The organism is Oceanobacillus sp. M60 (genome assembly GCF_053839645.1).
Map to the genome: position 1 here is coordinate 94,722 of NZ_JBSSNH010000001.1, position 25,677 is coordinate 120,398.

Annotated in this window: 24 protein-coding genes and 1 other annotated feature; of the genes, 9 read left to right on the forward strand and 15 right to left on the reverse strand. The window is 39.5% G+C overall.

The features are described from left to right. Nucleotides 1-75 precede the first annotated feature (75 nt). Entirely contained in the window at nt 76-513 is a 438-nt protein-coding gene (locus ACW0TQ_RS00525; RefSeq protein ID WP_193064412.1) for a RidA family protein, read from the reverse strand. Continuing rightward, a complete protein-coding gene (locus ACW0TQ_RS00530; protein ID WP_193064413.1) occupies nt 497-1,723 on the reverse strand; it encodes a pyridoxal phosphate-dependent aminotransferase in 1,227 nt (408 codons plus the stop codon). The genes ACW0TQ_RS00525 and ACW0TQ_RS00530 overlap by 17 nt, the downstream gene beginning before the upstream one ends. A gap of 161 nt (nt 1,724-1,884) precedes the next feature. Between ACW0TQ_RS00530 and ACW0TQ_RS00535 the strand changes: the two genes are divergently transcribed. Next, a complete protein-coding gene (locus ACW0TQ_RS00535; RefSeq protein WP_193064414.1) occupies nt 1,885-2,841 on the forward strand; it encodes a LysR family transcriptional regulator in 957 nt (318 codons plus the stop codon). A gap of 185 nt (nt 2,842-3,026) precedes the next feature. Here the strand turns inward: ACW0TQ_RS00535 and ACW0TQ_RS00540 are convergent, their stop codons facing one another. The 4 genes from ACW0TQ_RS00540 to ACW0TQ_RS00555 form a co-directional block, all read right to left on the reverse strand. Beyond that, entirely contained in the window at nt 3,027-4,322 is a 1,296-nt protein-coding gene (locus tag ACW0TQ_RS00540; RefSeq protein WP_455725250.1) for an aminotransferase class V-fold PLP-dependent enzyme, read from the reverse strand. Nucleotides 4,323-4,758: 436 nt separating this feature from the next. Beyond that, nucleotides 4,759-6,582, reverse strand: coding sequence for a translational GTPase TypA (gene typA / locus ACW0TQ_RS00545; RefSeq protein ID WP_193064416.1), 1,824 nt, complete (start codon nt 6,580-6,582; stop codon nt 4,759-4,761). 428 nt (nt 6,583-7,010) lie between these two features. After that, complete coding sequence (locus ACW0TQ_RS00550) at nt 7,011-8,381, reverse strand: ATP-binding protein (RefSeq protein WP_368901113.1); 1,371 nt, start codon at nt 8,379-8,381, stop codon at nt 7,011-7,013. Between the two features lie 2 nt (nt 8,382-8,383). After that, nucleotides 8,384-9,073, reverse strand: a complete 690-nt coding sequence (locus tag ACW0TQ_RS00555) for a response regulator transcription factor (RefSeq protein WP_042532329.1) — start codon at nt 9,071-9,073, stop codon at nt 8,384-8,386. A gap of 390 nt (nt 9,074-9,463) precedes the next feature. Here ACW0TQ_RS00555 and ACW0TQ_RS00560 point away from each other — a divergent pair, with 390 nt between their 5' ends. Together ACW0TQ_RS00560 and ACW0TQ_RS00565 are read left to right on the forward strand one after the other, a co-directional pair. Further along, a complete protein-coding gene (locus ACW0TQ_RS00560) occupies nt 9,464-10,831 on the forward strand; it encodes a S1C family serine protease (RefSeq protein WP_193064418.1) in 1,368 nt (455 codons plus the stop codon). 248 nt (nt 10,832-11,079) lie between these two features. Next, a complete protein-coding gene (locus tag ACW0TQ_RS00565; protein ID WP_455725251.1) occupies nt 11,080-11,970 on the forward strand; it encodes a hypothetical protein in 891 nt (296 codons plus the stop codon). A gap of 74 nt (nt 11,971-12,044) precedes the next feature. Here ACW0TQ_RS00565 and ACW0TQ_RS00570 read toward each other — a convergent pair whose 3' ends face one another. Then, nucleotides 12,045-12,665 (reverse strand): TraR/DksA C4-type zinc finger protein, encoded by a 621-nt coding sequence (locus ACW0TQ_RS00570; RefSeq protein ID WP_455725252.1) that lies wholly within the window; start codon nt 12,663-12,665, stop codon nt 12,045-12,047. A 220-nt stretch (nt 12,666-12,885) separates the two neighbouring features. On the opposite strand from ACW0TQ_RS00570, the gene ACW0TQ_RS00575 reads away from it, so the two are divergent. After that, nucleotides 12,886-13,782, forward strand: a complete 897-nt coding sequence (locus tag ACW0TQ_RS00575; protein ID WP_455725253.1) for an NAD(P)-dependent oxidoreductase — start codon at nt 12,886-12,888, stop codon at nt 13,780-13,782. Nucleotides 13,783-13,873: 91 nt separating this feature from the next. On the opposite strand, the gene ACW0TQ_RS00580 is transcribed toward ACW0TQ_RS00575, so the two are convergent. From ACW0TQ_RS00580 to ACW0TQ_RS00595, 4 genes are all read right to left on the reverse strand, one after another. Next, a complete protein-coding gene (locus ACW0TQ_RS00580; RefSeq protein WP_198048619.1) occupies nt 13,874-14,074 on the reverse strand; it encodes a cold shock domain-containing protein in 201 nt (66 codons plus the stop codon). 407 nt (nt 14,075-14,481) lie between these two features. Then, nucleotides 14,482-14,913, reverse strand: a complete 432-nt coding sequence (locus tag ACW0TQ_RS00585; protein ID WP_084612924.1) for a spore coat protein — start codon at nt 14,911-14,913, stop codon at nt 14,482-14,484. 34 nt (nt 14,914-14,947) lie between these two features. After that, complete coding sequence (locus tag ACW0TQ_RS00590; protein WP_455725254.1) at nt 14,948-15,481, reverse strand: spore coat protein; 534 nt, start codon at nt 15,479-15,481, stop codon at nt 14,948-14,950. A gap of 199 nt (nt 15,482-15,680) precedes the next feature. Continuing rightward, entirely contained in the window at nt 15,681-15,890 is a 210-nt protein-coding gene (locus ACW0TQ_RS00595) for a hypothetical protein (protein ID WP_042532316.1), read from the reverse strand. Between the two features lie 224 nt (nt 15,891-16,114). Between ACW0TQ_RS00595 and trhO the strand changes: the two genes are divergently transcribed. Beyond that, a complete protein-coding gene (gene trhO / locus ACW0TQ_RS00600; RefSeq protein WP_042532314.1) occupies nt 16,115-17,092 on the forward strand; it encodes an oxygen-dependent tRNA uridine(34) hydroxylase TrhO in 978 nt (325 codons plus the stop codon). Between the two features lie 51 nt (nt 17,093-17,143). On the opposite strand, the gene ACW0TQ_RS00605 is transcribed toward trhO, so the two are convergent. Then, nucleotides 17,144-17,833, reverse strand: coding sequence for a hypothetical protein (locus ACW0TQ_RS00605; RefSeq protein ID WP_226895019.1), 690 nt, complete (start codon nt 17,831-17,833; stop codon nt 17,144-17,146). Between the two features lie 85 nt (nt 17,834-17,918). Here ACW0TQ_RS00605 and ACW0TQ_RS00610 point away from each other — a divergent pair, with 85 nt between their 5' ends. Beyond that, nucleotides 17,919-18,419 carry a glutathione peroxidase gene (locus ACW0TQ_RS00610; RefSeq protein WP_042532312.1) on the forward strand — a complete coding sequence of 167 codons (501 nt, stop codon included), beginning with the start codon at nt 17,919-17,921 and terminating at the stop codon, nt 18,417-18,419. Between the two features lie 27 nt (nt 18,420-18,446). Here ACW0TQ_RS00610 and ACW0TQ_RS00615 read toward each other — a convergent pair whose 3' ends face one another. Then, nucleotides 18,447-19,622, reverse strand: a complete 1,176-nt coding sequence (locus ACW0TQ_RS00615) for a M20 family metallopeptidase (protein ID WP_455725255.1) — start codon at nt 19,620-19,622, stop codon at nt 18,447-18,449. A 598-nt stretch (nt 19,623-20,220) separates the two neighbouring features. On the opposite strand from ACW0TQ_RS00615, the gene ACW0TQ_RS00620 reads away from it, so the two are divergent. The 3 genes from ACW0TQ_RS00620 (at nt 20,221) to dctP (ending at nt 23,223) form a co-directional block, all read left to right on the forward strand. Continuing rightward, nucleotides 20,221-20,793, forward strand: coding sequence for a TRAP transporter small permease (locus ACW0TQ_RS00620; RefSeq protein ID WP_042532308.1), 573 nt, complete (start codon nt 20,221-20,223; stop codon nt 20,791-20,793). 28 nt (nt 20,794-20,821) lie between these two features. Next, nucleotides 20,822-22,096, forward strand: coding sequence for a TRAP transporter large permease (locus ACW0TQ_RS00625; protein ID WP_193064421.1), 1,275 nt, complete (start codon nt 20,822-20,824; stop codon nt 22,094-22,096). Between the two features lie 74 nt (nt 22,097-22,170). Continuing rightward, nucleotides 22,171-23,223 (forward strand): TRAP transporter substrate-binding protein DctP, encoded by a 1,053-nt coding sequence (gene dctP, locus ACW0TQ_RS00630; protein ID WP_455725256.1) that lies wholly within the window; start codon nt 22,171-22,173, stop codon nt 23,221-23,223. A gap of 93 nt (nt 23,224-23,316) precedes the next feature. Here the strand turns inward: dctP and proS are convergent, their stop codons facing one another. Further along, nucleotides 23,317-24,753, reverse strand: coding sequence for a proline--tRNA ligase (gene proS / locus ACW0TQ_RS00635; RefSeq protein ID WP_193064423.1), 1,437 nt, complete (start codon nt 24,751-24,753; stop codon nt 23,317-23,319). Nucleotides 24,754-24,832: 79 nt separating this feature from the next. Then, nucleotides 24,833-25,087, reverse strand: a binding site (T-box leader). 72 nt (nt 25,088-25,159) lie between these two features. Next, entirely contained in the window at nt 25,160-25,642 is a 483-nt protein-coding gene (locus ACW0TQ_RS00640; RefSeq protein ID WP_042532301.1) for a DUF456 domain-containing protein, read from the reverse strand. Nucleotides 25,643-25,677: the final 35 nt, after the last annotated feature.

Here is a 25,677-nt window from a genome sequence, read left to right on the forward strand (position 1 = left end):
TAACTCGATAAAGGAGATTTCATCAAGTTACATTCATTTTTTAGCTTGCTCTAATTAACAATTCCAGTATATTCTTTATAAGCTCACTCCAGCAACCAATTGAATTTCAACAGGTGCATTTCCCGGTAACGAGGATACACCAATTGCTGCCCTGCTGCCTATCCCCGCCTCCCCCAATTGTTCAGATAAATATTCGGAAGCAGCATTTGCCAGACTTGAATGGGATTGAAATGTTTCCTCTGCATTCACATAAACGGTGAGTGATAATATCTGCATGAGTTGTTCTCCCTCCATAAGTGTGTTTACAGCAGCAGTTAAGGCATTTGCAGCTGCTTGTCTGACTGCTGGATAATAGGTTGATACAGGCTCTGCTGCAATAACTTTTCCGCTCTGAAGCAGCACACCATTCTTTCTTGGTGTCATCCCGGCTGTATAAATAATATTTCCAAACCGGGATGCAGGAAGGTATTTCCCCTGTGGAATCAGATTATTCCCTTCATTTGATGGATGCATTTCGATACGCCTCCACTACTTGGATAACACGTTCCATTGCTTCTACCGCCGCTTGATGATCCTGTGAAAAATTTATCCGAAAGCTGTCACCGAATTGTGGACCGAATTCCGTTCCTGGTGTTACGGTCACACCAGCCTGAAGACGAAGTGCTTTCACAAACTCATTGATTGAAATACCCAGTTCCGGAATTCTCGGGAATAAATAACTGCCCGCTTCTGTCGCTCTTACCTGAAACCCCTCAGCTGCACGTATTTTGGCGACCAGGTCATCACGGATTGCCTGATGCGCTTTAATTCGCTCCTCCATCCAGCCTGCCGGTTCAGAAAACCATGTTTTCAAGACGGCCTGATTATATCCGCCAGCGCGCAATGATACAATAGCCTGCAGTTTTTCCATTCGGTTAATCATTTTTGCCGATCCAAAAGCGACCCCTAACCTGTATCCGCTAAGTGATTCTGTTTTAGAAGGTCCCATGATCGTAATGACATTTTCTCGATCAATCCGGTTCTCCGCACATAAATGAGTATACGTCCGTCCTTCAAAAATTTGCCGCGAGTAGAGTTGATCAACAATCACGGTTGCCCCGTATTGCTCTGCTAAACCGGCAATCTCCTGAATTTCATCCCGGGAATAAATAACACCCGTCGGATTATTTGGATTAGAGAACAAAAAGAGTTTTACTCCTGATTTAAAAGCATCCTCCAGCTGCGTTAGCTCTAAACCGGCTGATGTGTCTGTTTTGTAATAATCCAGCTGGACAGGAACGACTTCCCCATCAAAAAATTCAACAAGCTTCCGATTGGCAAAATAGTCCGGTTCTACAATAGCAACCTTATCTCCTCTGGCCACCGTTGATCCCATTGCTAGAAATAACGCTCCTTGGGTTCCAGGTGTTAGGATAACATGTTGATCCGGGTCAATGCTTGTGTTCGTAAAATCAGCAAGCTTTTCAGCTAGCTTCTCCCGGATATCCATCCCCCCGCGATATTCTGTGTAGGCCTGCTTCCCTCCAAGATGAACTCCTTCCACAAAGGCATCTAAAGAGCCCGGAATTGGTTGAAAAGCATCCACATCCCCATGTGAAAAGTCCACCGGCCTACCGGGAATTTTCTCAAAAGGAACATCGATTTCATTCGTTTTCTGGCGTCCTTCTTGACCAGGAGCATATTCCGCACCAAGCTTTAAAAACTTTTCTTCTATCAAATCCATGATTAACCCTCTTTTCTATAATTGAAAAATAGTATACCTTTACAAAATATCTGCAAATTCATTATAGTTATAATAGTATCCCATCTTAGATACGAACTCCAATACGAAATAATTTATAACACTATAGGTATTTCTCTATACATAATTTGAGGAGGAATGAAATGCTGAAAAATATGGAATATGTATATGCAGTATATTTAAATAAGAGCTTTTCGAAAGCTGCCGGCGAATTATATATTTCTCAGCCGGCACTCAGTGCAACGATTAAAAAAGTGGAAGAAGAGATAGGTCTTCCTATTTTCGATAGAAGCAGCAATCCCATCCAATTAACAAAGGCTGGAGAATATTATATTGAATCCATCGAGACTATTATGAACATTGAAAAAGAAATGAGGAGTTATTTTAATCACTTAGCAGAGGATAATCAAGGTACCATCAGTGTTGGAGGCGCATCCTTCTTTTGCACACATATCCTGCCGAAAATCGCTCAAGAGTTTAAGGAAGAATATCCCGATTATAAGGTAAATCTTCTGGAAGCCAATGCGGATGATCTGATAAAATGTCTGCGCACAGGGATTGTTGATATGATGATCGATGTCGAGAAAAAGGACATTTCTAAAATGTTTGATTCCTTTGTCTGGGCGGAAGAACATATTTTACTGGCAGTGCCTTCAAGCTATGAAATAAATAATAAGCTTCGTAACTATCAAATCACCTTTCAAAATATAGCTAATGGAAACTATTTAAGTGAACGATATCCTAAGGTAAACCTGAAAGAATTTCAGAAGGAAGATTTTCTGCTATTAAAAAAAGGGAATGACCTAAACCAGCGAAGTTTAAAAATGTGTAGAAATGCCGGTTTCACACCAACCATATCCATGTACCTTGACCAGATGCTGACTTCCTATTACATTGCCAGTAATGAAAAGGGAATCGCTTTCGTTCGGGCCAGCGTCACGCATTACTTAGAAGCAACCAATAAATTATGCTTTTACAAAATTGATGATGACAACGCCCGTCAAAATATTATGCTGTATTATAAAAAAACACAGCCGCTTCCGAAAGTCGGCACAGATTTTATTTCATTTATCAAGGAGAAAAAAATCGATCATCTGTGAGTTTTAATACGCTGTAAAAAATGATTTTGCAGAGCGCTGGGAAGCACGCATTTCAGATTTATATGAAGCAGAAAAGGAGTGACCGTTTTTCCCTTCTGCTCAGCAGGGGAAATGGCGGACACTCATACTGCCATAAATAAAGAATCACTTACTTGAATGAGGAGCACCAAGCAAAAATTTAATTGTTAACTTACTGTTTTAACTCTTTCCGCTATTTTTTGTGTAACACGCAGAAATGCTTCTATTTCCTCCACACTATTGCAGTGTAGGGGAGATACCCTTACAACACCGTCGAGATCAAAAGACTCTAACATTCTTTTAGAATAAATACTGGAAGCAGCACGCTCATAAACCACAATATGCTCCGCTTCATATTGCCGAACAGCCTCTTGATAATCTAAGTGATCAATTGTTATTCCGATAATCAGATCCCTCTTAGATAAATCTTCATCATCTAAATGGACGGTAACGCCAGGGATATTTCTTAATCCTTTTACTTTATCTGTGCCATGAAGTATCGCTTCCAGCAATGCTCTTTCATGTAAAGCGATCCGTGTCATTCCTTCCTCATACAGCCTTCTTCTATCCTGTTTCTCCGAAAATTTACTCCCTATCCAGCAGACATAATCGACAATTTCGCTAAGAGAAGCAAAATGACCCGGTGTGGAGCTTCCCAGCTGCAGATCACTGTCATCCTTTCCAGTTAAACGTTGATGCGGAAGCGCTGCTGCCCTTTGGGAAATATATGCAAAACCGCTTCCTCTTACCCCGAAAAATTTATATGGTGCAAAGTTAATCGCATCTACAGGGGTTTTTTCGATATCAATGATACCGTGCGGAGCATGCTGCACAGCGTCGACGATAATGTATAAATCCGGCTTGATTTTCCTGGCTTCCTTTACAATCATTTCAATATCTAAAATCGTACCTGAAATATTAGATGCATAAATCACACTTAAAAAGCTTGTATTCTCATCAATCAGTCTGGTGATTTCCGCAACATCCACACCTCCAGTTACCCGGTTTGTTTTAGCTACACGAAATTCTTTTCCCAGCTTATTTGCATAAAACTTGGCAGCATCATAAGCGGACGGATGCTCTAATTCCGTTGTCACAATATTGCTTCCCTCTATATTTTCCGCAATGACACCGGTTGCTGCAAACATTGCTTGAGACGCAGTAAAGTAAGTGGCAATACTTCCCTGCTTTGCATTAAATATCGTTCTTGCATCTTCTATGCCTCTTTGCTCCACTTCGAATAAAAATTTCGCTGTGTCATGATTGCGCAAAGGGTGGTCAGGCATCAAGTCGTACTGAGCAAATTTCTGATTGGCAGTTTTTAACCGAAAAGAACCGCCGGCATTGTCTAAAAACACCCGCTTTTTCTGTGTCAACGGATCCATATCAATATAGGCGAACCTGTCTCTAATTTCTTCTAATAATTCATTGCTAAATAATCTGCCCTTCGTTAATCCCGCCATTTTATCCCTCCAATAATTTTTAGTGGTGATACAAGCCTGCTTCAAATGAAATTTTTCGATACAAATCAGGAAGACTTTAACTTATATAATATGCTATCAGCTGTTTCTCTTTAATTTACATATTTTTTCTATAATTATAATAGTAGTACTTCTTATACGTTTACTCCAATACAAAATAAATTATAATCATATATATTTTCTTCTATGCTGACTGACTATTTAGATGGCATAAAACGAAACTTCACTCCTTGGGAGTTTTTATGGACGGTTCTTCATCAAAATCCATGGGGATAAACTACATTCAATTTGGTGTTAGCTTCGGAATTCTTCTGCGTTAAAAATTATATACTTCTCTAATATAAAAAAGCCGGTTCAATTCTTACTATTTCTAGTAAAAATCGAACCGGCTTTTCTGGCAGCTTATGCTTCCACTTCATTACTTACTTTTTTTCGCTGCTTTTTCACGTTCGTTTTTATTTAAGATTTTCTTACGAAGACGGATTGTTTCTGGTGTTACTTCACAATACTCATCCTCACTTAAATATTGCAGGGCTTCCTCCAGAGACATATCTCTTGTCTTACGGATAGTGGATGTCTGGTCTTTTGTAGCTGAACGCACGTTAGTTAAGTGCTTTTCTTTTGTGATATTAACCGTTAAGTCATTCTCACGATTATGCTCTCCGACAATCATCCCTTCATAAACTTCCGTTCCGGGAGTAATAAAGATAACTCCGCGATCCTCCAAGTTCATGATTCCATAGGTAGATGCTTTCCCTTTTTCCAATGCAACTAGCACACCTTCACGGCGGCCGCCGACCTGTCCTTTAATCACAGGCTCGTATGCCTCAAAGGTATGGTTAATAATACCATAACCGCGTGTCTGCGACATAAATTCTGTAGTATATCCTAAAAGACCGCGGGATGGCACTTTAAACTCAATACGAACTTGTCCGTTTCCTTGATTAGCCATATCAAGCATTTCGCCTTTACGTTCTCCTAAGGATTCCATAATTGCTCCTGTGTGTTCTTCCGGAACATCTACTTGGACACGCTCCATCGGTTCACATTTTACACCGTCAATATCTTTGATGATTACTTCCGGCTTAGACAATTGAAGCTCATAGCCTTCACGGCGCATGTTCTCAATAAGAATAGACAAATGCAGCTCTCCGCGTCCGGAAACAGTCCAGGCATCTGGTGAACTGGTCGGTTCCACACGTAAGCTTACATCGGTTTCTAATTCTTTTAATAAACGCTCTTCAATACGGCGGGACGTAATATACTTCCCTTCTTTTCCGGCAAATGGACTGTTGTTTACAACAAAGGTCATCTGCAGGGTCGGCTCATCAATACGCAGCCATGGAAGCGGATCAGGATGCTCAGCCGGACATACCGTTTCACCGACATTTAAGTCTTCCATTCCAGCCAGAGCTACGATGTCACCAGAAACAGCTTCTTGGATTTCAACCCGTTTTAAACCAATGAAACCAAATAATTTGGAAACACGGAAGGATTTTTGTGATCCATCTTCTTTTAATACAACAACCTGCTGTCCTACCTTGATAGAACCGCGGACCACACGTCCAACTCCGATTCGGCCGACATAGTCATTATAATCCAGTAAAGTTACTTGAAACTGTAACGGCTCTTCTCTTGTATCAGCTGGAGCCGGAATATGCTCCATAATGGTATTAAAGACTGGATCCATTGTTTCCTGCTGATCTTCCGGCTCTAATCCGGAGGTTCCATTTAACGCAGATGCATAAACAACAGGGAATTCTAATTGGTTATCGTCCGCTCCTAATTCAATAAATAAATCTAATACTTCGTCAACGACCTCTGCCGGTCTGGCATTTGGACGGTCAACTTTATTTAATACCACAATTGGTGTCAGTTTTTGTTCTAAAGCTTTTTTTAATACGAAACGTGTTTGCGGCATGGTTCCTTCGTAGGCGTCCACGACTAAGGCAACACCATCAACCATTTTCATAATACGTTCCACTTCACCGCCAAAGTCGGCGTGACCTGGTGTATCAAGGATATTAATTGTTGAATCTTTATATTTTACAGCTGTATTTTTCGCTAAGATAGTAATCCCGCGTTCACGTTCTATATCTCCAGAGTCCATCGCACGTTCATCTACGTGCTCGTTTTCCCGAAAAGTCCCAGAATATCTTAATAGCTGATCCACTAACGTTGTTTTCCCGTGGTCAACGTGTGCAATAATTGCGATATTACGAATATCATTTCTTAATTGCATAAATAGTACGCTCCTCTAACATATCGAATGTAAAACCAATTTATTATATCATATAATGAGGAAATTTGTAAAATTGTTTTTCTTTCCTTTAGGATGTGTTGATTGCTCATGTATTATTATAACAATGTATTTTATATTATCATTTCATGAAGGATTTTCACCAAAATAGCTGGATGACTTAGCAGATATAATTTTACTGTAAGCAGCCGCTATAGAAATATACTGCGTTTCCAGAGACTTGTCTTTAGCTCCCTTTAAAGAAGCCTTGCTAATTGCGGGACCACAGGCGCAGACCAAAGTATAGTCATATTTATGCCTGCGGCGGAAAAAGAAAATCGCTTTTTCTGCGGAGCTTTACACTGGGGCTGCGATAAAAAAGACCTCTTCCACGCCCAATCAGGCAAAGAAAGAAGTCTTTTTATCATTCATTAAGATTTTATTTTTTTATTTCCTTTCGGCTTACTAGAAACAGGCAGGCACATGGTAAACTTCGCTCCACCTAATTTTTTCGACTGCCCGGCATATATCTTCCCGTTTGACTGTTCAATAATTGCACGTGCAATCGCCAGTCCCAGTCCCGTTTCTCCGCCTTTTCCTTTGATAAACCGGTGGAATATTTTATCCATATCTTCCTTGGTAATCCCTTTTCCGTCATCCTCTATATCAAAGAAAATCATATTCTTTTTCTTATATACATGGATAGATATCTCTTTATTGGCATACCTGATTGCATTAAATACCACATTGGAAACAGCTCGCAGGAGCTTTTCTTCATCTGCATGTATCGTTATGGAGCCGTCCACCTTCTGATGAAGGTCCAGTTTATTTTCATTGACGATTGGCAATGCTTTGCTCACAATCCCGTCCACAAAAGCCTGCACATCGATTTCTGTCTCCTCGTACACATCCGGCTGAGAGTCCAATTTGGCAAGTAAAATCATTTCATTGATGATTTTCTTGAGTCTGTTTACTTCTGTCACCATGACATCCAGCCCTTTCTCGGTATCTTTTTCATCAAAAATACCATCACGGATTCCTTCTGCGTAGCCTTGGATTGTCATCAATGGTGTTTTCAGCTCATGGCTCGCATTTTGAAAAAAGGTCTGCTGCGATTTCATATATTGCTCTAATGTCTGTGACATCTCGTAGACACTCTGTTCCACTTCTTTTATTTCTCCGCTGGCCCGGATCCGCTTCATCTGGTCAAATTGGCGGTTTTCCACCTTCTTCAATTCTTTCTTCAGCAAGGATAATGGTGTTACCAATTTATTCGTCATATAATAGCTTAAAATGACTGCCGCCAGAGCTCCAATTAAAAATACCCATGCTAATCGGAAGAAAAAGTTTTGCTGCACGGCTCGTAAATCGTTGATGGGTGTTAATAAAATCAATTCCATCCCGGACTGCTCCGGAGAAAATATAATTCGTTGCGTTACGAAACGGTCATTTCCATGCTGCCACAGTGTTTCTTCGTTGTCCTCAAAATTATTTTCCTGAAAAAACTCATTCACAACCGAAATAGACATGGTCGAAAATAAAACTGTATCTAAGTTCCGGTCATATAAGAAAAGCTGCAATTCTTGATCCTTCAAGAAGTCATCAATATTTCGATATTCACTTGCATCATCATACTGTTCCGATAGAAAACTGATAAGTAATTCTCCTGTTTCTGCAAGCTGACGCTGTTCATCCTGGATGAGCACATCTAATACCAGCGAGTAAATAACCAGGCCCGCAGTGGTCATAATAACAAGCAGCAGCGCTGTAAAAGCAGCATTTAGTTGCGATTGTAATTTCATTATTATGCTTCCTCATCTTTTCTCAAACGATAGCCGAATCCCCATACTGTCTCAAGGGGAATATGCTCCATCTTTTTCCGAATCCGTTTCATTAAATCATCTACCGCACGGTCACTCCCAAAATAATCATCGCCCCATACCTTTACCAGCAATTCTTCACGAGAAAAAGCACGATTAGGGTTCTCTGCTAAAAGGAGCAGCATATCATATTCTTTTGCAGTTGTTTCATATTCGATTCCTTCAAAAAATACTCTCCGTTCATTTTTATACACAAGGAGCTGATCTACTTTTACCCGATCGTCCGGTTCTTTATATTCCGAAGACTTTGGCTGCACCCGTTTGAACAGCCTTTTCATTCGGGCAATCAGTTCTCTCGGGCTGAATGGCTTGGTTAAATAATCATCACTGCCCAGCTCCAGACCTAAAATTTTATCGATTTCCTCATCTTTCGCTGAAATAATAATAATGGGAACATCGCTTTCATTACGAATTTTCCTGCAAAATTCATAACCATCCATCCCCGGGAGCATAATATCTAATACCCACATATCCGGTGGATTATTTTCCCATAATGTCCAGCCGTCTTCTGCATTGTCCAGAACAGTTATCTGATACCCTTCTTTTTTTAAATAGGCAACAACAATATCTTGTATGTTTTTATCATCTTCTACTAAACCAATATGGTATGACATGTATTTCCCACCTCTTTCATCCTGTACTAAATTGTAGTTTATCAACTGCGGATTTGGCAAGTTGCCGCTTCGGCAGACCCCAGCAATAAAACGAAACTTTATTCAGAGGGAGTTTTACGGACGATTCTCCGTGATAAAGCAATATACTTGATTATTTTCAGGCGTTTTCACGTTTATTAAAAAAAAACAAATCGGGTAATTCTAATATAGGAAGAAAGAATATCCCCATTTTCAACAATCTTTCATTCTATACTATTTATTTTTACATGAACACCCTGCTTCTGACAAACGGGATTTAAGATTACACAGTTTTTACACAATTATACCAAAGGATTTCCCATGGTCGGTACTATAATAAAATTAAATCAAATAACTTGGAGGTGCTTTACAATGAGTAACAACGATTATGAAAATGAAAGAAATGAAAATGTATCGGGTGACCTTGAAAAGAATAATGAGCCTTTGACTGATGAAGCATCGACAATTGATAATAATAGATCAGAGCAAAATAGAACAACCGATGAAAAGCAGCAAACATATGTCGCTTCATCAGAAACCAATCCGCCAAAGCAAAAAAAATCGAAAGGCTGGTTCCGCGGTTTTTTTAGCGGAGCAATTGGAGGAATTATTTCTTCCGTACTTGTTGTCCTGCTCTTAGGAAATCAATTGCTGCCGGCTTCGGAGGGCATAATGGATTCCTCTGGAGGAGAAACTGCATCATCCAGTGCCTCTTCAGAATCTATTATCCCTACGATAGCTTCTGATGATGCAGACGTTTCTGCTGATATTTCAGAAGTTTCCCAAGCTGTTGTCGGCGTTATTAATATGCAGCAGCAAAATTTATGGGAGGACAGCCAAGAAGCTGGTACTGGTTCAGGAATCATCTATAAAAAAGAAGATGGAAAAGCGTATGTTATCACAAATAACCATGTTGTAGAAGGCGCAGAACAGCTTCAAGTAGCTTTGAATGAAGAACATCAGGTAGATGCCACTGTACTTGGAACAGATGCATTAACAGACTTAGCTGTGCTTGAAATTGATGGAGAGCATGTTGATACAGTTGCAAATTTAGGATCCAGTGAAGATATTGAAGTAGGAGAAACGGTTATGGCAATCGGTAACCCGCTTGGTATGGACTTTAATAACAGTGTAACAAGAGGTATCATCAGCGGTTTAAATCGTAATGTTGAAGTAGATACAAACGGAGACGGCGCTCCGGATTGGGTAACAGAAGTACTGCAAACAGATGCAGCAATCAACCCTGGTAACAGTGGCGGCGCATTAGTTAATGCAGACGGTGATGTGATTGGCATCAACTCCATGAAAATTGCTCAAAGCCAAGTAGAAGGCATCGGTTTTGCCATTCCTATTGACGAAGCCTTGCCAGTTGTTGAAAAACTGGAAACAGACGGTGAAGTTTCCCGTCCATTAATCGGTATTTCTACAGCGCCATTAACCCAGGTTCCGCCTCAATACCAGCAAGAAATCGAGCTTCCTGAAGATGTAGAAGGCGGCATGGTCATTGCAAATGTTCAATCTGGTTCACCAGCAGACAATGCGAACCTGCAACAATTTGACGTCATTACAAAAATAAATGGGAATCCAGTCACTTCCATTATCGAGCTTCGCAAAGAGCTTTTTGATCAAGGGCAGGCTGGAGAACATGTAGAAATCGAATTTGCACGTGATGGAGAACTGCATTCCATTACATTAAAAATGGATGAATTAAAAGCCAGCCAACCAGAAGCAAATCAATAAACAGCATAAAGGAACACTTTCTTCAACGAGGAGTGATCTCACTGAATGCGGGTATAAGAATTACTAAGCTATCTATAGCAACGGAAAAAGCAGACTGTTGAATATCAGCAGCCTGCTTTTTCTATACACAGAAGGAAATATTAGGAGAATAAACCTATTTCCCCCTACCGATTCCCTGAAAAATCGTATATAATTAACTTTCAAAGCAAGATTTATCTTGCTGAATTATTGGAAAAGGAAGTGATTTTTTGGTTTGCCCAGCATGTAATCAGGAAACGGAGGAAGGAAAGTTTTGTACAAAATGTGGTTCACCGCTGCATCCACAAGAAAAAACAGCAACAGAGGATCCATCTAAAGAAAATACTCCTGAGGTACATACAGAGACATCACAACAGGAAAATGCATCCACTGCAGAAACATCACAGCAATTCAATGCAACACTTGAAAAAGTAAAAACAGGTTCAAATCAATATTGGAGTTATTTTATTACCCGGATTAAAAATCCGAATGTCGCTTTTAGGGATAATGAACAGCACGTAACTAATTCTATTATTACCGCAATTATACTTACCCTTGCAGCCACATTATTCTTTTGGGGACTTCTTAACACAATATTTCAAGACACTATCGGAGTCTTTTCCAGCAACGAGTCACTAAGCGATTATGTACCTTTTTTCTCAACCACGCTAAAAGGGATGCTTATTTTTATTATTCTTTTCTTTGCGGGACTAATTGCTAGCTTTATTACGCTTAATCTTGCGAAACATTCATCTTCCTTTGTGCAGCAGTTCACTCGTTACACAGGCACACTCGTACCATTTACAGGCTTATTTGTTGTGCTAGCTTTATTATCACTGCTGGGTATTGTTAAGATTGATATATCCGAAATGGATACGTGGATTCTTCAGCCGGAAGAAGCAAGTTTTCCATGGGGAATATCTTTTATAACCATTTTATTTATTATCGTGATGTACGTTAATCCGATTATTCATGCGCTTCATGCACTTACTCAAGAAAAAATAAAACACAGTTTTTATTTTACAATCGTATCGTTAGCCATCACCTTTGTTATTATTACAATTATGAATACCTTATTTATTTCGGATATCCTAACAAATATATTTGAATCAACATTATAATCTCTATATTTTACTAAAAACCGGACAGATAAAATTCCAACATAACGGGATTATCGTCCGGATTTTTTTGTGAATTACTCTTCTTCGCTATCCAATTCATCCTCATACGCCTCATGATTAGGCATCACGCCTGTATACTTGCCTTCTATATCAGCAGCCAAAAAGTCTTCCACCTCTATATCATCAGAGCTCTCTTCCCCATCTTCCGGCACCCCTGTACCGTCATGATAATCCGGAGTATAGCTGGATGTTCCATATTGCTGGACATCCTCCCAACTATTTTCTCCGCCGTCTTCTCTTACTTTAAATACTTCTTTTGGCGGTGTCTCTCCATGAAATGTCCGCTGTTTTTCATGTTCGGCGCAGCAATCTGCAGTCGGTAATGCCTCCAAACGCTCTGGTTCAATATTTTCGCCGCACACCTTGCAAATTCCATAGGTTCCTTCTTCCATCGCATGAATGGAATTATTTATTTCTTCTAATTCTGATTCCGCATGTCGCTGCAGAGCACTGTCTTTTTCTCTTTCAAAAAGCTCCGTTCCTGTATCAGCAGGATGATTATCATAATTGGATAATTCACCTAACACCTCTTGGCTAAATTCATATTTCATTTCTGTTTTTTGATTTATTCGTTCAATTAACTCCTCTTGTCTCGCAAGCAGCCGCTGCTTTAGCCTTACCGTATCTAATCTCATCGTTATCCTCCCCTTCTATCTATATTTATTTAGGATTGAAGTTTCGTTTTATACTATATGTAAATGGAAAAATTCGATGCAAGGCAATCGTTGCCAAGTATATTTTAACGAGTGAAAAGAATTTATTGGAAATTCAGCTGTTTTTTCTTAATAATTATTTGCGTTTTTCGAATTTTCATGACAAGATTTAGATACAACATTTATACAAAGGAGAGAGACAATGATAACGGCATCAACGGCTACTATCGGTTTTATTGGTTTAGGTGTAATGGGGAAAAGCATGGTAAAAAATCTAATGGAAGCAGGCTACAAGCTTAATGTTTACACAAGAACAAAATCAAAGGCAGAAGAGTTACTGGAGCTTGGAGCTGCCTGGCATGATACACAAGCCAGCTTGGCAAAAGCAAGTGATGTCATTATTACAATGGTTGGTTATCCAGAAGACGTGGAAAAAGTGTATTTTGGAGATGAAGGTATTTTAAACCATGCAAATAAAGGGGCTTATGTCATTGACATGACGACATCTAAGCCAAGCTTAGCAATCGAAATTTATGAAGAAGCAAAAAAAGCAGGTTTGACCGCTTTAGATGCTCCTGTCTCTGGAGGGGACATCGGCGCAAAAAATGGCACATTGGCTATTATGACCGGCGGAGATAAAGAAGCTTATGATGAAATTGCACCTATCTTTCGTGTCCTGGGAGAAAGAATTACCTTACTTGGACCTGCAGGAGCTGGGCAGCATACTAAAATGGCAAATCAAATTGCGATTGCGACCAATATGATTGGGGTCAGTGAATCCATTATCTATGCAAAAAAAGCAGGTTTAGATGCGGAGGAAGTACTCGCCACTATTTCTACCGGAGCTGCGGCCAGCTTCTCCTTATCCAACTTAGGTAAGAGAATGCTTGAACGGGATTATGAGCCCGGTTTCTATGTAAAGCATTTTATCAAGGACATGGAAATAGCTTTAGAATCAGCTCATAACATGGGAATGCCAGCACCTGGACTGGAATTGGCATTAAAGCTTTATAAAGAATTAGCTGACATGGGCGAAGCTGACAGCGGCACCCAAGCATTGATTAAATTGCTTGCATATGAAGCGGAAATGATACTGTAACAAAACTTTTTCATCAGAAAAAACCTCGAATGTTTCTAGAAAACATTCGAGGTTTTTTAGCTGGCTTATCCAGCGTTTTATATCATTCGAATTAAAGACGAACAACGTTTGCAGCTTGTGGGCCACGGTTGCCTTCTACGATTTCGAATTCAACATCTTGACCTTCTTCAAGAGTTTTGAATCCTTCAGCTTGAATTGCAGAGAAGTGTACAAATACGTCATCTCCGTCTTCACGCTCGATGAAACCAAAACCTTTTTCTGCATTAAACCATTTTACTTTACCAGTCATTATCATGACCTCCTTATACAAGATATGCAAAGTCATTGAAACTTAAATACTTTTACACCGTCTTGGAAAAGAGATCGTAAAGTATTCTTGTAACTCCAATTACCTTTTGCAAGTATTATTTTAACCCCTTTCATAAAAAAATGCAAGTGAATATCGATGACGATTATTAGACAAAATTCGATGTTTTTCAACGGAAGAAGCGTTTTCATATGACGATAGCATTCTACACTATAAAATCCATTAATTTTTAAAATTGCTAAAAACAGGAATTATGCATAGTTTTCACCTATGAAAAGTATAAAATACCGCAGCTCTGTATATCTATTCTTAAATGAATAGAGCTCCCTTTAACAGTTTTATAAAGGGAGCTCCGGTAAAAAACGTACCGTTATTTTTCGCAATTAATGTTCTTATAAAATATCCAGACTTACTACAATTGCCAGCAGCAGCTGAATCAATAACTGAATATTAATAGCAATATCAATATCGGTAGTAGTGATATTTACATTTTTCGATTTTTCAACAATAGTTTTTTGACGGTTGCTTTGTTTCGTTTTCATCACTTGTTCTAAATCCTGGAAAACAGCCTTTGCCTTGTCTGAATCAGCCAATGTAATGCTGAGCACCACAGCAATAGCTACTTCAATCCCTACCTGTAAACTGATTGCTGCTTGCGTATCTGTCGTTGTTACTGTAACTCCCTCAGAGTCTTTAATGATAATCCATTCCTCAGAGGATTGCTTCGTTATATTCTTTTGTTTGGCTGCTTCCTCTACTTCTGCCTGGTTGTTTCGTTCGTCATCACAATAATCTAGGGCTCTCCACTCTTTTTTGTGCATCATGTTCGTCTACACTCCTTTCTATACCAAATTTGGATTACAGAATATCAATCATGATTACCAAAGCGATGAGGATTTGTAAAAGCAGCTGAATATTAACAGAAATATCTGTGTCGGTTGTTGTCACAGTTGCATCTTTTGTATTATAGATAAATATTTTTTGTTTATTTACCTGGCTGGCACTGATTGTTTGCATTAATTCTTGTTCTACCGCTTCCTCATCTCCAGAATCAGCAATGGATAAACGGATAACAATGGAAATAGCTAATTGCAGTGCTGCTTGTAAAGATGCGCCGATTTGCGTATCTGTTGAATTCACATTAATATTACAGGATTCTTTAACCCAGATAACCTCTGCAGATTCTTGTTCCATATACGAAAATTCATCTGCAGTTTGAACAACACTCGTCTCGCCAAAATTCGGGCTGAAGGAATTATCATAATAAGCCGGTGCGTATTGATTATCTTTTGTGTCACAGGCATTTTCTTCAGGTTGACATGCATAATCGTTTCCATATAAGTCATCGTGGAAACGGTTGGTCCCTTCTGTTTTACTTCTGTAGACAGACATCGATTAACACTCCTTTCTTAAAGTTCTAAATTAATTTATGGTATTGATAACTATACTTCCTGTACACCAGCACAAAGAACACGGAAAATAACAAAATCACCTAGTCCAATTTTTAGGGAATATGCAATGCTGCCGTTTTTGGAAAGCAGCACAAAAAATGTGAAGAAATCATATATTTCCTTCACATTTTAGATAGACATTATTCTGCTTTAGACTCATTCTTCTTTTCCTGAAACTCCTCTACCTGCGCTTTTAAATCCGTCACCATTTCTTTTAACATTTCACGCTGTTTTTCAGAAAGGTTATTTTTCACTTCTTCTGGTTTAATCCCGTTCTTACGGAAAATACTGTCTACCATTACCTCAACCACTTTATTGGACATCATTGGGTCTTTAGATGATTCGCTCATTATTTCATCTCCTTCCTTCATAGATACTCCATCTTATGGAGAAAAAGTTCAGATTGACTATGCTCACGTCTACAGCGGGATAAATAATGAGAGGCGCGTTTGTCTTATGGACTGGAATCAAGCAATAAAACATGCTAAAATAAAGAATTGCAAGACGAAAAATGAATAAACGAAACCAGACTCATTTGTATCTTGCAAATATAAATGAACAGGTGGTAAACCAAATGGAAACAAATCAAGAATATCGCGTTTTACTTTATTACAATTATGTGCATATTGAGGATCCGGAAGCATTTGCGGCTGAGCATCTTAAATATTGCAACGAGCTTGGGCTAAAAGGACGTATTTTAGTAGCTGAAGAAGGCATTAACGGAACTGTTTCAGGGACAGTGGAACAGACAAATGCCTATATGGAGCATATGCATGCAGATTCTCGCTTTGAAGATATGACATTCAAAGTAGATGCTCATGATAAGCATGCTTTCAAAAAAATGCATGTCCGTCCCAGAAACGAATTAGTTACACTGCGTTTAGAAGATGATATTAACCCGTTAGAAACAACCGGAAAATATTTGGAACCGAAAGAATTCTATGAAGCATTACAGGACGAAGATACCATCGTATTGGATGCCCGCAATGATTATGAATATGATTTGGGACATTTCCGCGGCGCAATCCGCCCAGATATCAAGACATTCCGTGAACTGCCCGAGTGGGTCCAAGAAAACAAAGAAATGCTTGAAGATAAAAAAATCGTAACATATTGCACAGGCGGCATTCGCTGTGAGAAATTCAGCGGCTGGCTGAAGGATGAAGGCTTTGATGATGTAGGTCAATTACATGGCGGCATTGTTACTTACGGAAAGGATCCGGAAGTTCAAGGCGAGTTATGGGATGGACAGCTGTATGTATTTGACGAGCGTATCAGCGTTCCTGTTAACCAAAAAGAACATGTCATCATTGGCAAGGATTACTTTGACGGAGAGCCTTGTGAGCGTTATGTAAACTGTGCAAATCCAGAGTGTAATCGACAAATGCTTGCTTCTGAGGAAAATGAACATAAATACTTACGCGGATGCACGCATGAATGCCGGGTGACACCACGTAACCTTTATGTGAAAGAACATGATTTATCCACAGAAGAAGTGAAAGCCCGCTTAGCAGCGATTGGGGAAACACTTCCAGAAACAACAACGGTTTAATCATATAGATACGAAAACAGGCTGGAGAATTTAGATTCCCCAGCCTGTTTCTTATTTCTGATAAGTAATTGTCCATTCCCTATCTGACTTCTTCATCTCTACACCAATATAACCTTCTTCAATCAGCTTCTCTTGCCCGTCAATATCGTTCATATTTATCTCCGTTTGATTTTCCGCCCTGATTTCTTTTAATTTTAAATCATTACAATAAACATAGCGCAGCTTTCCGCCATACTTCTCTTTTACTTTATAAATGCGCATCCCCAGTGCAAATTTATCTTTCATGCTTGGAATATTTCCGGGAGCTACTGTAGCTAAGACATAACGGAAAAGTGAAGTATCTAATTGATTCATAATGAATCGGCCCATTTGGGTTTGTAAATGGTTGCCCCGGTAATTTGGATGTACATTGGAAATCTCTGAATAAATGATTTCTGCAAATTCTTCTTCTGTCAAGCCGATATCGCTTCCTAGCCCTTCTTCATCAGCAGCTGGATTCAGAAAAGCCCGGAAAGCAATCAGCCTGTCTTGATGAAAGATACCGACCATCAGCGGCTCTCCCTCTAATATCGTCCGAAATTCACTTTCATCCAGCGTCTCCAGCCTTTTTTTATCCTCTAAAGCTTCATAAACAATCGTTTGCAATTCTAAAATATCGGGTAAATCCGTAGTAGTGAGATAACGTAAATAAGCATTTTTTTCATCCGTCTTTAATGGAATATCTTTTATTATTTTAGTCACAAATAAACGCCCTTTCTTGCTATAATACAATTGGAATTATTTTTAATGCATGTACATCTTATCATTTTTTTCGAGGTGAAGTAATATGACAACTATCTATGATTTTTCAGCAAAAACAATGGAAGGCGAAGAGAAATCGCTGTCAGATTATGAAGGGAAAGTACTGCTCATCGTAAACACTGCAAGCAAATGCGGCTTCACCCCTCAGTTTGAAGGCTTACAAAGACTATATGAAAAGTATAAAGATCAGAATTTTGAAGTACTCGGTTTTCCTTGTAATCAATTTGGTCATCAAGATCCGGGAGCAGACGAAGAAATTAACCAATTTTGCCAGTTGAACTACGGGGTTACATTTCAAATGTTTTCCAAAGTCGACGTAAAAGGAAAAAATGTGCATCCGCTTTTTGATTTTTTAACGACCGAGCAAAAAGGGATATTAGGCGAACAGATCAAATGGAATTTTACGAAATTCCTCGTTGATACGGATGGAAAAGTTGCAAAACGATTTGGTCCGCAAAAAAATCCGGATACGATGGAAAAGGATATCGAAGCACTTCTTAAATCGGAAAACAGCGGAGAAGGATAACATCCTTCTCCGCTGTTTTCTAACTAGTTAGACCAAAGCCTGCGCTTTATTTTTATTAAATTCTTCTTCCATTGCTTTCAAAGCTTCTTCATTTGTTAATAAATCATAGCCTGTTTTTGCTAGAGAGAGCGCTCCTTCGTACAAAGCCAAGTGCCCGTCTTCTGTAATCGTCTGGTCAGCAAATTCTTTCGTATGCCCGATCAACCCTTCTTTGTTTAAGCCGATATAAGGATGGATTGCCGGAACGACCTGGCTGACATTTCCCATATCAATGGAGCCATAGCTTTCCTTTGAACCGTGCACAGGAAGTCTGCTTGTTTCTTTTAAATTTGCTGTAAATAGATCGGATAACACTTTATTTGTTGTCATATCATCGTAGCTTAATTCATAATTGGATATCTCTAATGTTGCTCCTGTCATGGAAGCGGCGCCTTCAGCAATATTTTTCACCTTTTCCACAACCTCATTCAGGTAGGTGCGATCCGCTGCCCGGACATAGAATTGAGCAACTGCTTTATCAGGCACCACATTGGCAGCCTCTCCTCCTTCAGGAATGACGCCATGAATACGGACATCTGATTTCACATGCTGTCTTAATGCGTTAATGCCATTAAATAATTGCAGTACGCTATCTAATGCATTAATTCCTTCTTCCGGAGCAGCTGCAGCATGTGCTGTTTTTCCATGATATTCAAACTGGATCGCATCCATTGCCAAGGAATCACCGCTCTCCTGCGAAACATCACTGGGATGTAAAATCATCGCAGCATCTACCCCTTCAAATACACCCTGCTCACTCATCGGCACTTTTGCTCCGTTTGTCTCTTCAGCAGGCGTACCGAATACATGAACGGTTCCGCCAATTTCATCGATCAGCTTGCTTAATACCACGCCTGCTCCGACACTCATGGTTCCAATTAAATTATGTCCGCAGCCATGTCCGATTCCTGGAAGCGCATCATACTCAGCTAAGTATGCAATCTGAGGACCAGGCTTTCCGCTTGAATAGGTCGCTTTAAATGCAGTATCACGGCCAACAATTCCTTTTTCTACGTCAAATTGATGTACTGTTAAATAATCTGTTAACCGCTTCATTGATTCAAATTCTTGATCTCCCAACTCTGGATGATTAAAAATTGTATCGCTTAAATCTGTTAAATCATGTATCACTTTATCTAATTCATTTTTTAAATTTGCTTTCATTATTATTCCCTCACTCAATGTATATATATAAATCAACATGTATATTTATAACACATATTGCATGACGATTCAACAAATGAGCACTATTCCTGCACAGTCTCTCCGAAGAAGCTAGAGCGTATTCTTAACTATCAGAGAGTATTTGGTATCATATAGCTGTTAATAACTGCTATATATCCTAGATGCAGCGTTATCCCGTCTTACGAAGGATAATCGCCTTATAGCCCATTTGAATATATTGAAACATTTCTGTAACATAAAACGAAACTTCATTCAGTGGGAGTTTTTGTTCTTCTCCCACTGAATGTTAGTTGAGTGATTCAGGGAGTTAGCGTCCGTTATCTCCCGCCTAAATAAATTTATTTTTACGCTTTATTTTGAGGCGGGAGTTTTACGGACGGTTCTCCGTGATAAAACAAAACTTCATTCAGCGGGAGGTTTACAGAAGATTCTTCGTGATAAAAAATAATTGACTTATTAAGTTGATAAGTCTTTATTAGAGACAATTTAAAAAGATACATACAAAATGGATTTCTTAAATACAAAAGATGTTTTTTATGATCCGTTAGAACACGGTGTATATAGGAGGAAAAGCATATTGAAAATTTTGCAATGGGTTGATAAAGCCTTTATGAAGCTGGAAGAATTTATTCTGAGCTTCGCTATTATACTGATTTCTTTTATGATTATCGGCAATGTTATTGCCAGAGAAGTTTTTAATTCAGGTGCATTTTATTTCGCTTATGAAGTCAGTCAATTTGCAATTGTTATCGCTACATTTATGGGGATTGCTTATGCAGCAAGAAAAGGAAGACATATCAGTATGTCAGCGTTTTATGATTTCGCCCCTTTTAAAGTACGAAAAGTAATGATGATTATCATTAACTTCGTTGCAAGTATCTTTATGTTTATACTTGCATACTTCTCTTACAGCTTTGTAATGTTTGAATATAACACAGGTGCTGTTACTACCTCTCTGGAGCTTCCGAGATATCTAATGGGTGTATTCATTCCAATTGGCTTCTTAACAGCAGGTATCCAATATTTACGAAACACGTATATCAATTTTACTGCGAAGGCAAAGGATACCGTGTATATAGGGATTGATGCTCCAGATTACAATGATCAGAAAAAAAAGCAGGATATTAAATTAGAAGATATTAATTTGTAAACTGAAAACGTGCAGAAAGGAAAAACTTATGTTAGCGACATTATTATCGATAATGATTGTATTACTATTTTTGAATTTTCCGATGATGATTCCATTAATGTTAGCCCCTGTTGTTGTGATGCTTATCTTTAATCCAAATTTAAATATGGATTTACTGATGGGACAGTTACTAACAGGAATTTCATCTTCTGTTTTACTATGTGTGCCTTTATTTATATTCGCAGCAGATATTATGACTTCGGGGAAAACATCGAATAGATTGTTAGATTTTATCGGTTCCTTTATTGGTCATATTCGTGGTGGTTATGCTGTAACGACTGCAGCTGCGTGCTCCGTATTCGGGGCAATTTCAGGCTCCACCCAAGCAGCCGTGGTAGCAATCGGGCGTCCGATGCGGGACAGAATGCTGAAGGCGGGATATAAAGATTCCAGTGCAATTGCATTAATTATTAACGCAAGCGATGTTGCCCTGCTCATTCCGCCAAGTATCGGCATGATTATTTATGCTCTAGCAGCAGGTTCAGGTGTATCTGTCGGTGATTTATTTATCGCCGGAATTATTCCAGGGATAATGGTTTTTCTCGCTTTTGCCATCTATAGTGTGATTTATGCAAAGGCAAAGGATATTCCGCTTGCTGAGCGCCAGGGCTGGGGAGAACGCTGGAAATCTTTTCGTAAAGCTTTACTTCCTTTAGCCTTTCCAGTAATCATAGTCGGCGGTATTTATACAGGGATATTCAGTCCGGTAGAAGCATCCGGTATTGCGGTACTCTATGCATTTATTCTAGAAGTCTTTATTTTCCGGACCATTCCATTAAAAAAGATTCCGAGTATTGCCCTTTCCACCGGGCTAGTTACATCAGCCGTATTTGTATTGGTAGCCGGCGGTCAATTATTCTCATGGGTGCTTGGGTACGCCAGAATTCCGCAGCAAATATCCGAAGCAGTGTTAGGAACGGATCCAAGTGCCATTTATGTACTTATTGTTGTCAGTATCTTTTTCTTTATAGGCTGTATGTTTGTTGATCCGATTGTTGTGATTCTCGTATTAACACCAATATTTATACCGGCAGCAGAAACTGCAGGAGTAGACCTCATCCACCTTGGAATTATTATTACCTTCCAGGCAGCATTAGGCTCTGCAACACCGCCATTTGGCGTAGATATATTTACCGCTAGTGCGGTATTTAACAAACCATACTTGGAAGTAATTCGAAGTACACCGCCATATATTTTGATTTTATTACTCATTGGTGTGCTATTAATTTTCTTCCCGCAATTATCATTAGTACTTATTAATTAATAAAACAGGTTTATCTCTGTTTTATATATAAAAATTAGGGGGTATTTATTATTTTAAACAAGAGATTTCTATGGATGCTTTCCTCTATTATAGCGCTCAGCTTATTATTAGCAGCGTGCGGAGGAAGCGATGATGGAGAAAGTAATGGAGATACCGGCAATGGAGAATTTGAAGAGCAGTCTTGGCAGTTTGTAACGGAAGAGCTTCAAGGCGAGGTTCAATATGAATACGCCGCGGAATTCGCAAACCGTATCAGCGAAAAAACAGATGGAGCGATTACCGTTGAACCGCTGGAGTTCGGTGCTTTGGGCAGTGAAGTGGATCAAGCCCAATTACTTCAGCAGGGCGGAGTTGAGCTGGCTGTAATGTCTCCAGGCTTCACCGGGAACCAGGTACAAGATGGACAAATCTTCTCTCTGCACTATTTCTTCCCTTCTGATCAAGAGCAGGTACAGGAAGTATTGACAAATAGTGAAGCATTGAATCAGGATTTACGTGCCAAGTATGAAGAACATGGTATTTCTCCGCTATCTTACTGGACAGAAGGAGCAATGGCTTGGTCCAGTAACGCCGGGATTGAATCTCCTGACGACTGGAGCGGTTTAAACATTCGTGTTCAGGAATCACCGCTTATGCGTGAAACATATGCTGCTTATGGAGCAACTGTTCAATCACTAAGCTGGGATGAATTATATACAGCACTGGACCGCGGAACGGTAGATGCACAAGAAAACCCCATTTTCTTTATTCAATCAGCGAGCTTCCATGAAGTACAGAATACCGTTACCGTCTCTAACCATAATAACTATGTTGCCATGACAACAGTGAATACAGATTGGTATAACGGCTTGGATGATAATGTGAAAGAAGTAGTCGACGAAACGGTAGCAGAAATGCAGGATTGGGTATTTGAGGAGCAAACGGCGCAAAACCAAGAGGGTATCAATGCGATTGAAGCAGATACGGATAGTCCGACAGAAATCATTGAATTAACAGATGAACAGATTGAAGAATTTAGAGAGGTTGCAGAGCCTGTACATCAATATTATCGTGATGAAGTATCCGATATCGATCAGGATATTTTCGATAAGCTGCAAGAAGAAATTGCGGATGTAATGGGTGAGTAATAGAGAACACCCGCTTTTAACTTTATGTAAAAGCGGGTGCTTATTATTTCTTACACAAACAGGCTGAGATTTGTCTCACCTGTTTATTTATGATTAATATGCTCTGGCCCAGTAAACTAATTCTTTTGCTTTTTTACCACAGCATACACATGTTTCCGATACGCTTTCCGGTTCAAATGGGATACAGCGGGAGGTTGCGGATGTTTCTTCTTTAATCTGTTCTTCACAAGCAACATCTCCACACCACATTGCTTTGACAAATCCGCCTTTTTCGATTTCTGTTTTAAATTCATCCATATCCTTCGCAGTATGTGTCATCTCTACACGATGTTCCAGCGCACGTTTATAAAGGTTTGCCTGTACTTCATCCAATAAGGCAGCCAGACGCTCTTCTACATCGGTTAAGGCGACAAATTCTTTTTCTCCCGTATCACGGCGGACAAGAACAACCTGTTCCTTCTCAATATCCTTTGGCCCCATTTCGATACGGACCGGAATACCCTTCATTTCATATTCATTAAATTTCCAGCCCGGCATTTTATCACTGCCGTCAATATCCACGCGGGCAATACCAGCCAATTGGTCGCGTAACGCATAAGCTTTATCGAGAACCCCTTCTTTATGCTGCGCGATTGGTACAATCATTGCCTGTGTCGGCGCAATCTTTGGAGGCACTACTAATCCGCGGTTGTCTCCGTGTACCATAATTAATGCACCCATAATCCGGGTAGATAATCCCCAGGAAGTTTGATGCACAAATTGGCTTTCACCGTTTTCATCCAGGTACGTAATGTCAAATGCTTCTGCAAATCCGGAACCAAAATGATGAGAAGTACCGGATTGCAAGGCTTTTCCATCATGCATCAACGCTTCAATCGTTAACGTGAATTCAGCTCCGGCAAATTTTTCTTTATCTGTTTTCTTTCCTTTTAGAACAGGAATTGCTAGATAGTCTTCCACCAGCTTGGCATAAATTTCAAGCATCCGATTTGTTTCTTCTGTCGCATCGGCATCTGTCGCATGCGCTGTGTGGCCCTCCTGCCAATGAAATTCAGAAGAACGCAGGAACGGGCGTGTTGTTTTTTCCCAGCGAACCACGTTAGACCATTGATTATACAGCTTTGGCAAATCACGATAAGAATGGATATTTTTTGAGTAATAATCACAGAAAAGCACCTCAGAGGTTGGACGCACGGCGATACGTTCTGTTAATTCCTCATCTCCGCCATGGGTTACCCAGGCAACCTCGGGAGCAAATCCTTCTACATGATCCTTCTCTTTTTGCAGTAAGCTTTCAGGAATAAAAAGCGGGAAGGCCACATTGGTGTGCCCTGTTACTTTAAACATACGATCTAATTCATCTTTGATATTTTCCCAAATTGCATAGCCATATGGCTTGATAATCATCGTTCCGCGAACCTGACCGTAGTCCACAAGCTCCGCCTGCTTGACGACGTCTGTATACCATTGTGCGAAATCATCCTCCATCGCTGTAATTTTTTCTACAAATTGCTTATTCTTCTTACCCAAAAGTAAGCACCTCTTTCTTATTTTGCTCTTCTATTATTTGAAATTTCCATGTAAACGCAAAAAATCCTCCATCCAAAAAAAAAGGGACCGAGGTTTAGTGGTGGTACCACCCTTGTTTATATATAAGCTGCCATCTATTATTTTATAGACGCGTCCAGCATATATATACACTTTATTGGATAACGGTCCAAAACCGCGCCAATTTCAGAGCAGAACTCCTTATATGGCGAACTCAGAAGGCAGGTTCCCTTGTCTGTCTAAGAAAAAGTCTCAGCATTCTTTTTCTCTCTGTGTTAGACATTTACAACGTACTATTCTCCGTCAACATTTCAACTATGCTTTTAATATATAGTTCTCACTGATGAAAGTCAAGAAGCTGACGATTTTTTTCATATATGCTGTCCAGTTAAAACCAAATTGCAATGAAGAACCAGGCAATCATTATTAGCTGCAATACTACTTTCGCAACCGATCCGCCTAAAAACCCTAAAAAAGAACCAATCGACGCGCGGATTGCTTCTTTTGCTGTCCTGCGCTGTATCATTTCAATAGCAAGAACCGTAAAAAATGGCACATAAATAATTCCAAATGGCGGTGTAATAAATGATCCGACAATAACAGCAACTGCAGCTCCTCTTTCGCCTGCCTTACTCCCGCCAAATTTTTTCACAAAATAACTGTTGGCGATAATATCCGCTACAAAAAGAATAACTGTGATAACTATCATTCCTGTCCAAAACCACCAGGTCAGGGAGTCACTGTTTATAAAGAAATAATAGACTAAAAATCCGCCCCAAATCGCGATAACTGATGGAATCATTGGGAAAATAATTCCTAGAAAGCTTGCGATAAATAATAGGATAATGATAATCCATAATAAAATATCCAATTCGTCCACGCTCCTTCTTAAAAAACTTCCTTTTT

Coding starts and splice junctions, on each gene's coding strand:
- ACW0TQ_RS00525 (WP_193064412.1), bottom strand. CDS start 513: ATGCATCCATCAAATGAAGGGAATAATCTGATTCCACAGGGGAAATAC.
- ACW0TQ_RS00530 (WP_193064413.1), bottom strand. CDS start 1,723: ATGGATTTGATAGAAGAAAAGTTTTTAAAGCTTGGTGCGGAATATGCT.
- ACW0TQ_RS00535 (WP_193064414.1), top strand. CDS start 1,885: ATGCTGAAAAATATGGAATATGTATATGCAGTATATTTAAATAAGAGC.
- ACW0TQ_RS00540 (WP_455725250.1), bottom strand. CDS start 4,322: ATGGCGGGATTAACGAAGGGCAGATTATTTAGCAATGAATTATTAGAA.
- typA (WP_193064416.1), bottom strand. CDS start 6,582: ATGCAATTAAGAAATGATATTCGTAATATCGCAATTATTGCACACGTT.
- ACW0TQ_RS00550 (WP_368901113.1), bottom strand. CDS start 8,381: ATGAAATTACAATCGCAACTAAATGCTGCTTTTACAGCGCTGCTGCTT.
- ACW0TQ_RS00555 (WP_042532329.1), bottom strand. CDS start 9,073: ATGTCATACCATATTGGTTTAGTAGAAGATGATAAAAACATACAAGAT.
- ACW0TQ_RS00560 (WP_193064418.1), top strand. CDS start 9,464: ATGAGTAACAACGATTATGAAAATGAAAGAAATGAAAATGTATCGGGT.
- ACW0TQ_RS00570 (WP_455725252.1), bottom strand. CDS start 12,665: ATGAGATTAGATACGGTAAGGCTAAAGCAGCGGCTGCTTGCGAGACAA.
- ACW0TQ_RS00575 (WP_455725253.1), top strand. CDS start 12,886: ATGATAACGGCATCAACGGCTACTATCGGTTTTATTGGTTTAGGTGTA.
- ACW0TQ_RS00585 (WP_084612924.1), bottom strand. CDS start 14,913: ATGATGCACAAAAAAGAGTGGAGAGCCCTAGATTATTGTGATGACGAA.
- ACW0TQ_RS00590 (WP_455725254.1), bottom strand. CDS start 15,481: ATGTCTGTCTACAGAAGTAAAACAGAAGGGACCAACCGTTTCCACGAT.
- ACW0TQ_RS00595 (WP_042532316.1), bottom strand. CDS start 15,890: ATGAGCGAATCATCTAAAGACCCAATGATGTCCAATAAAGTGGTTGAG.
- trhO (WP_042532314.1), top strand. CDS start 16,115: ATGGAAACAAATCAAGAATATCGCGTTTTACTTTATTACAATTATGTG.
- ACW0TQ_RS00610 (WP_042532312.1), top strand. CDS start 17,919: ATGACAACTATCTATGATTTTTCAGCAAAAACAATGGAAGGCGAAGAG.
- ACW0TQ_RS00615 (WP_455725255.1), bottom strand. CDS start 19,622: ATGAAAGCAAATTTAAAAAATGAATTAGATAAAGTGATACATGATTTA.
- ACW0TQ_RS00625 (WP_193064421.1), top strand. CDS start 20,822: ATGTTAGCGACATTATTATCGATAATGATTGTATTACTATTTTTGAAT.
- dctP (WP_455725256.1), top strand. CDS start 22,171: ATGCTTTCCTCTATTATAGCGCTCAGCTTATTATTAGCAGCGTGCGGA.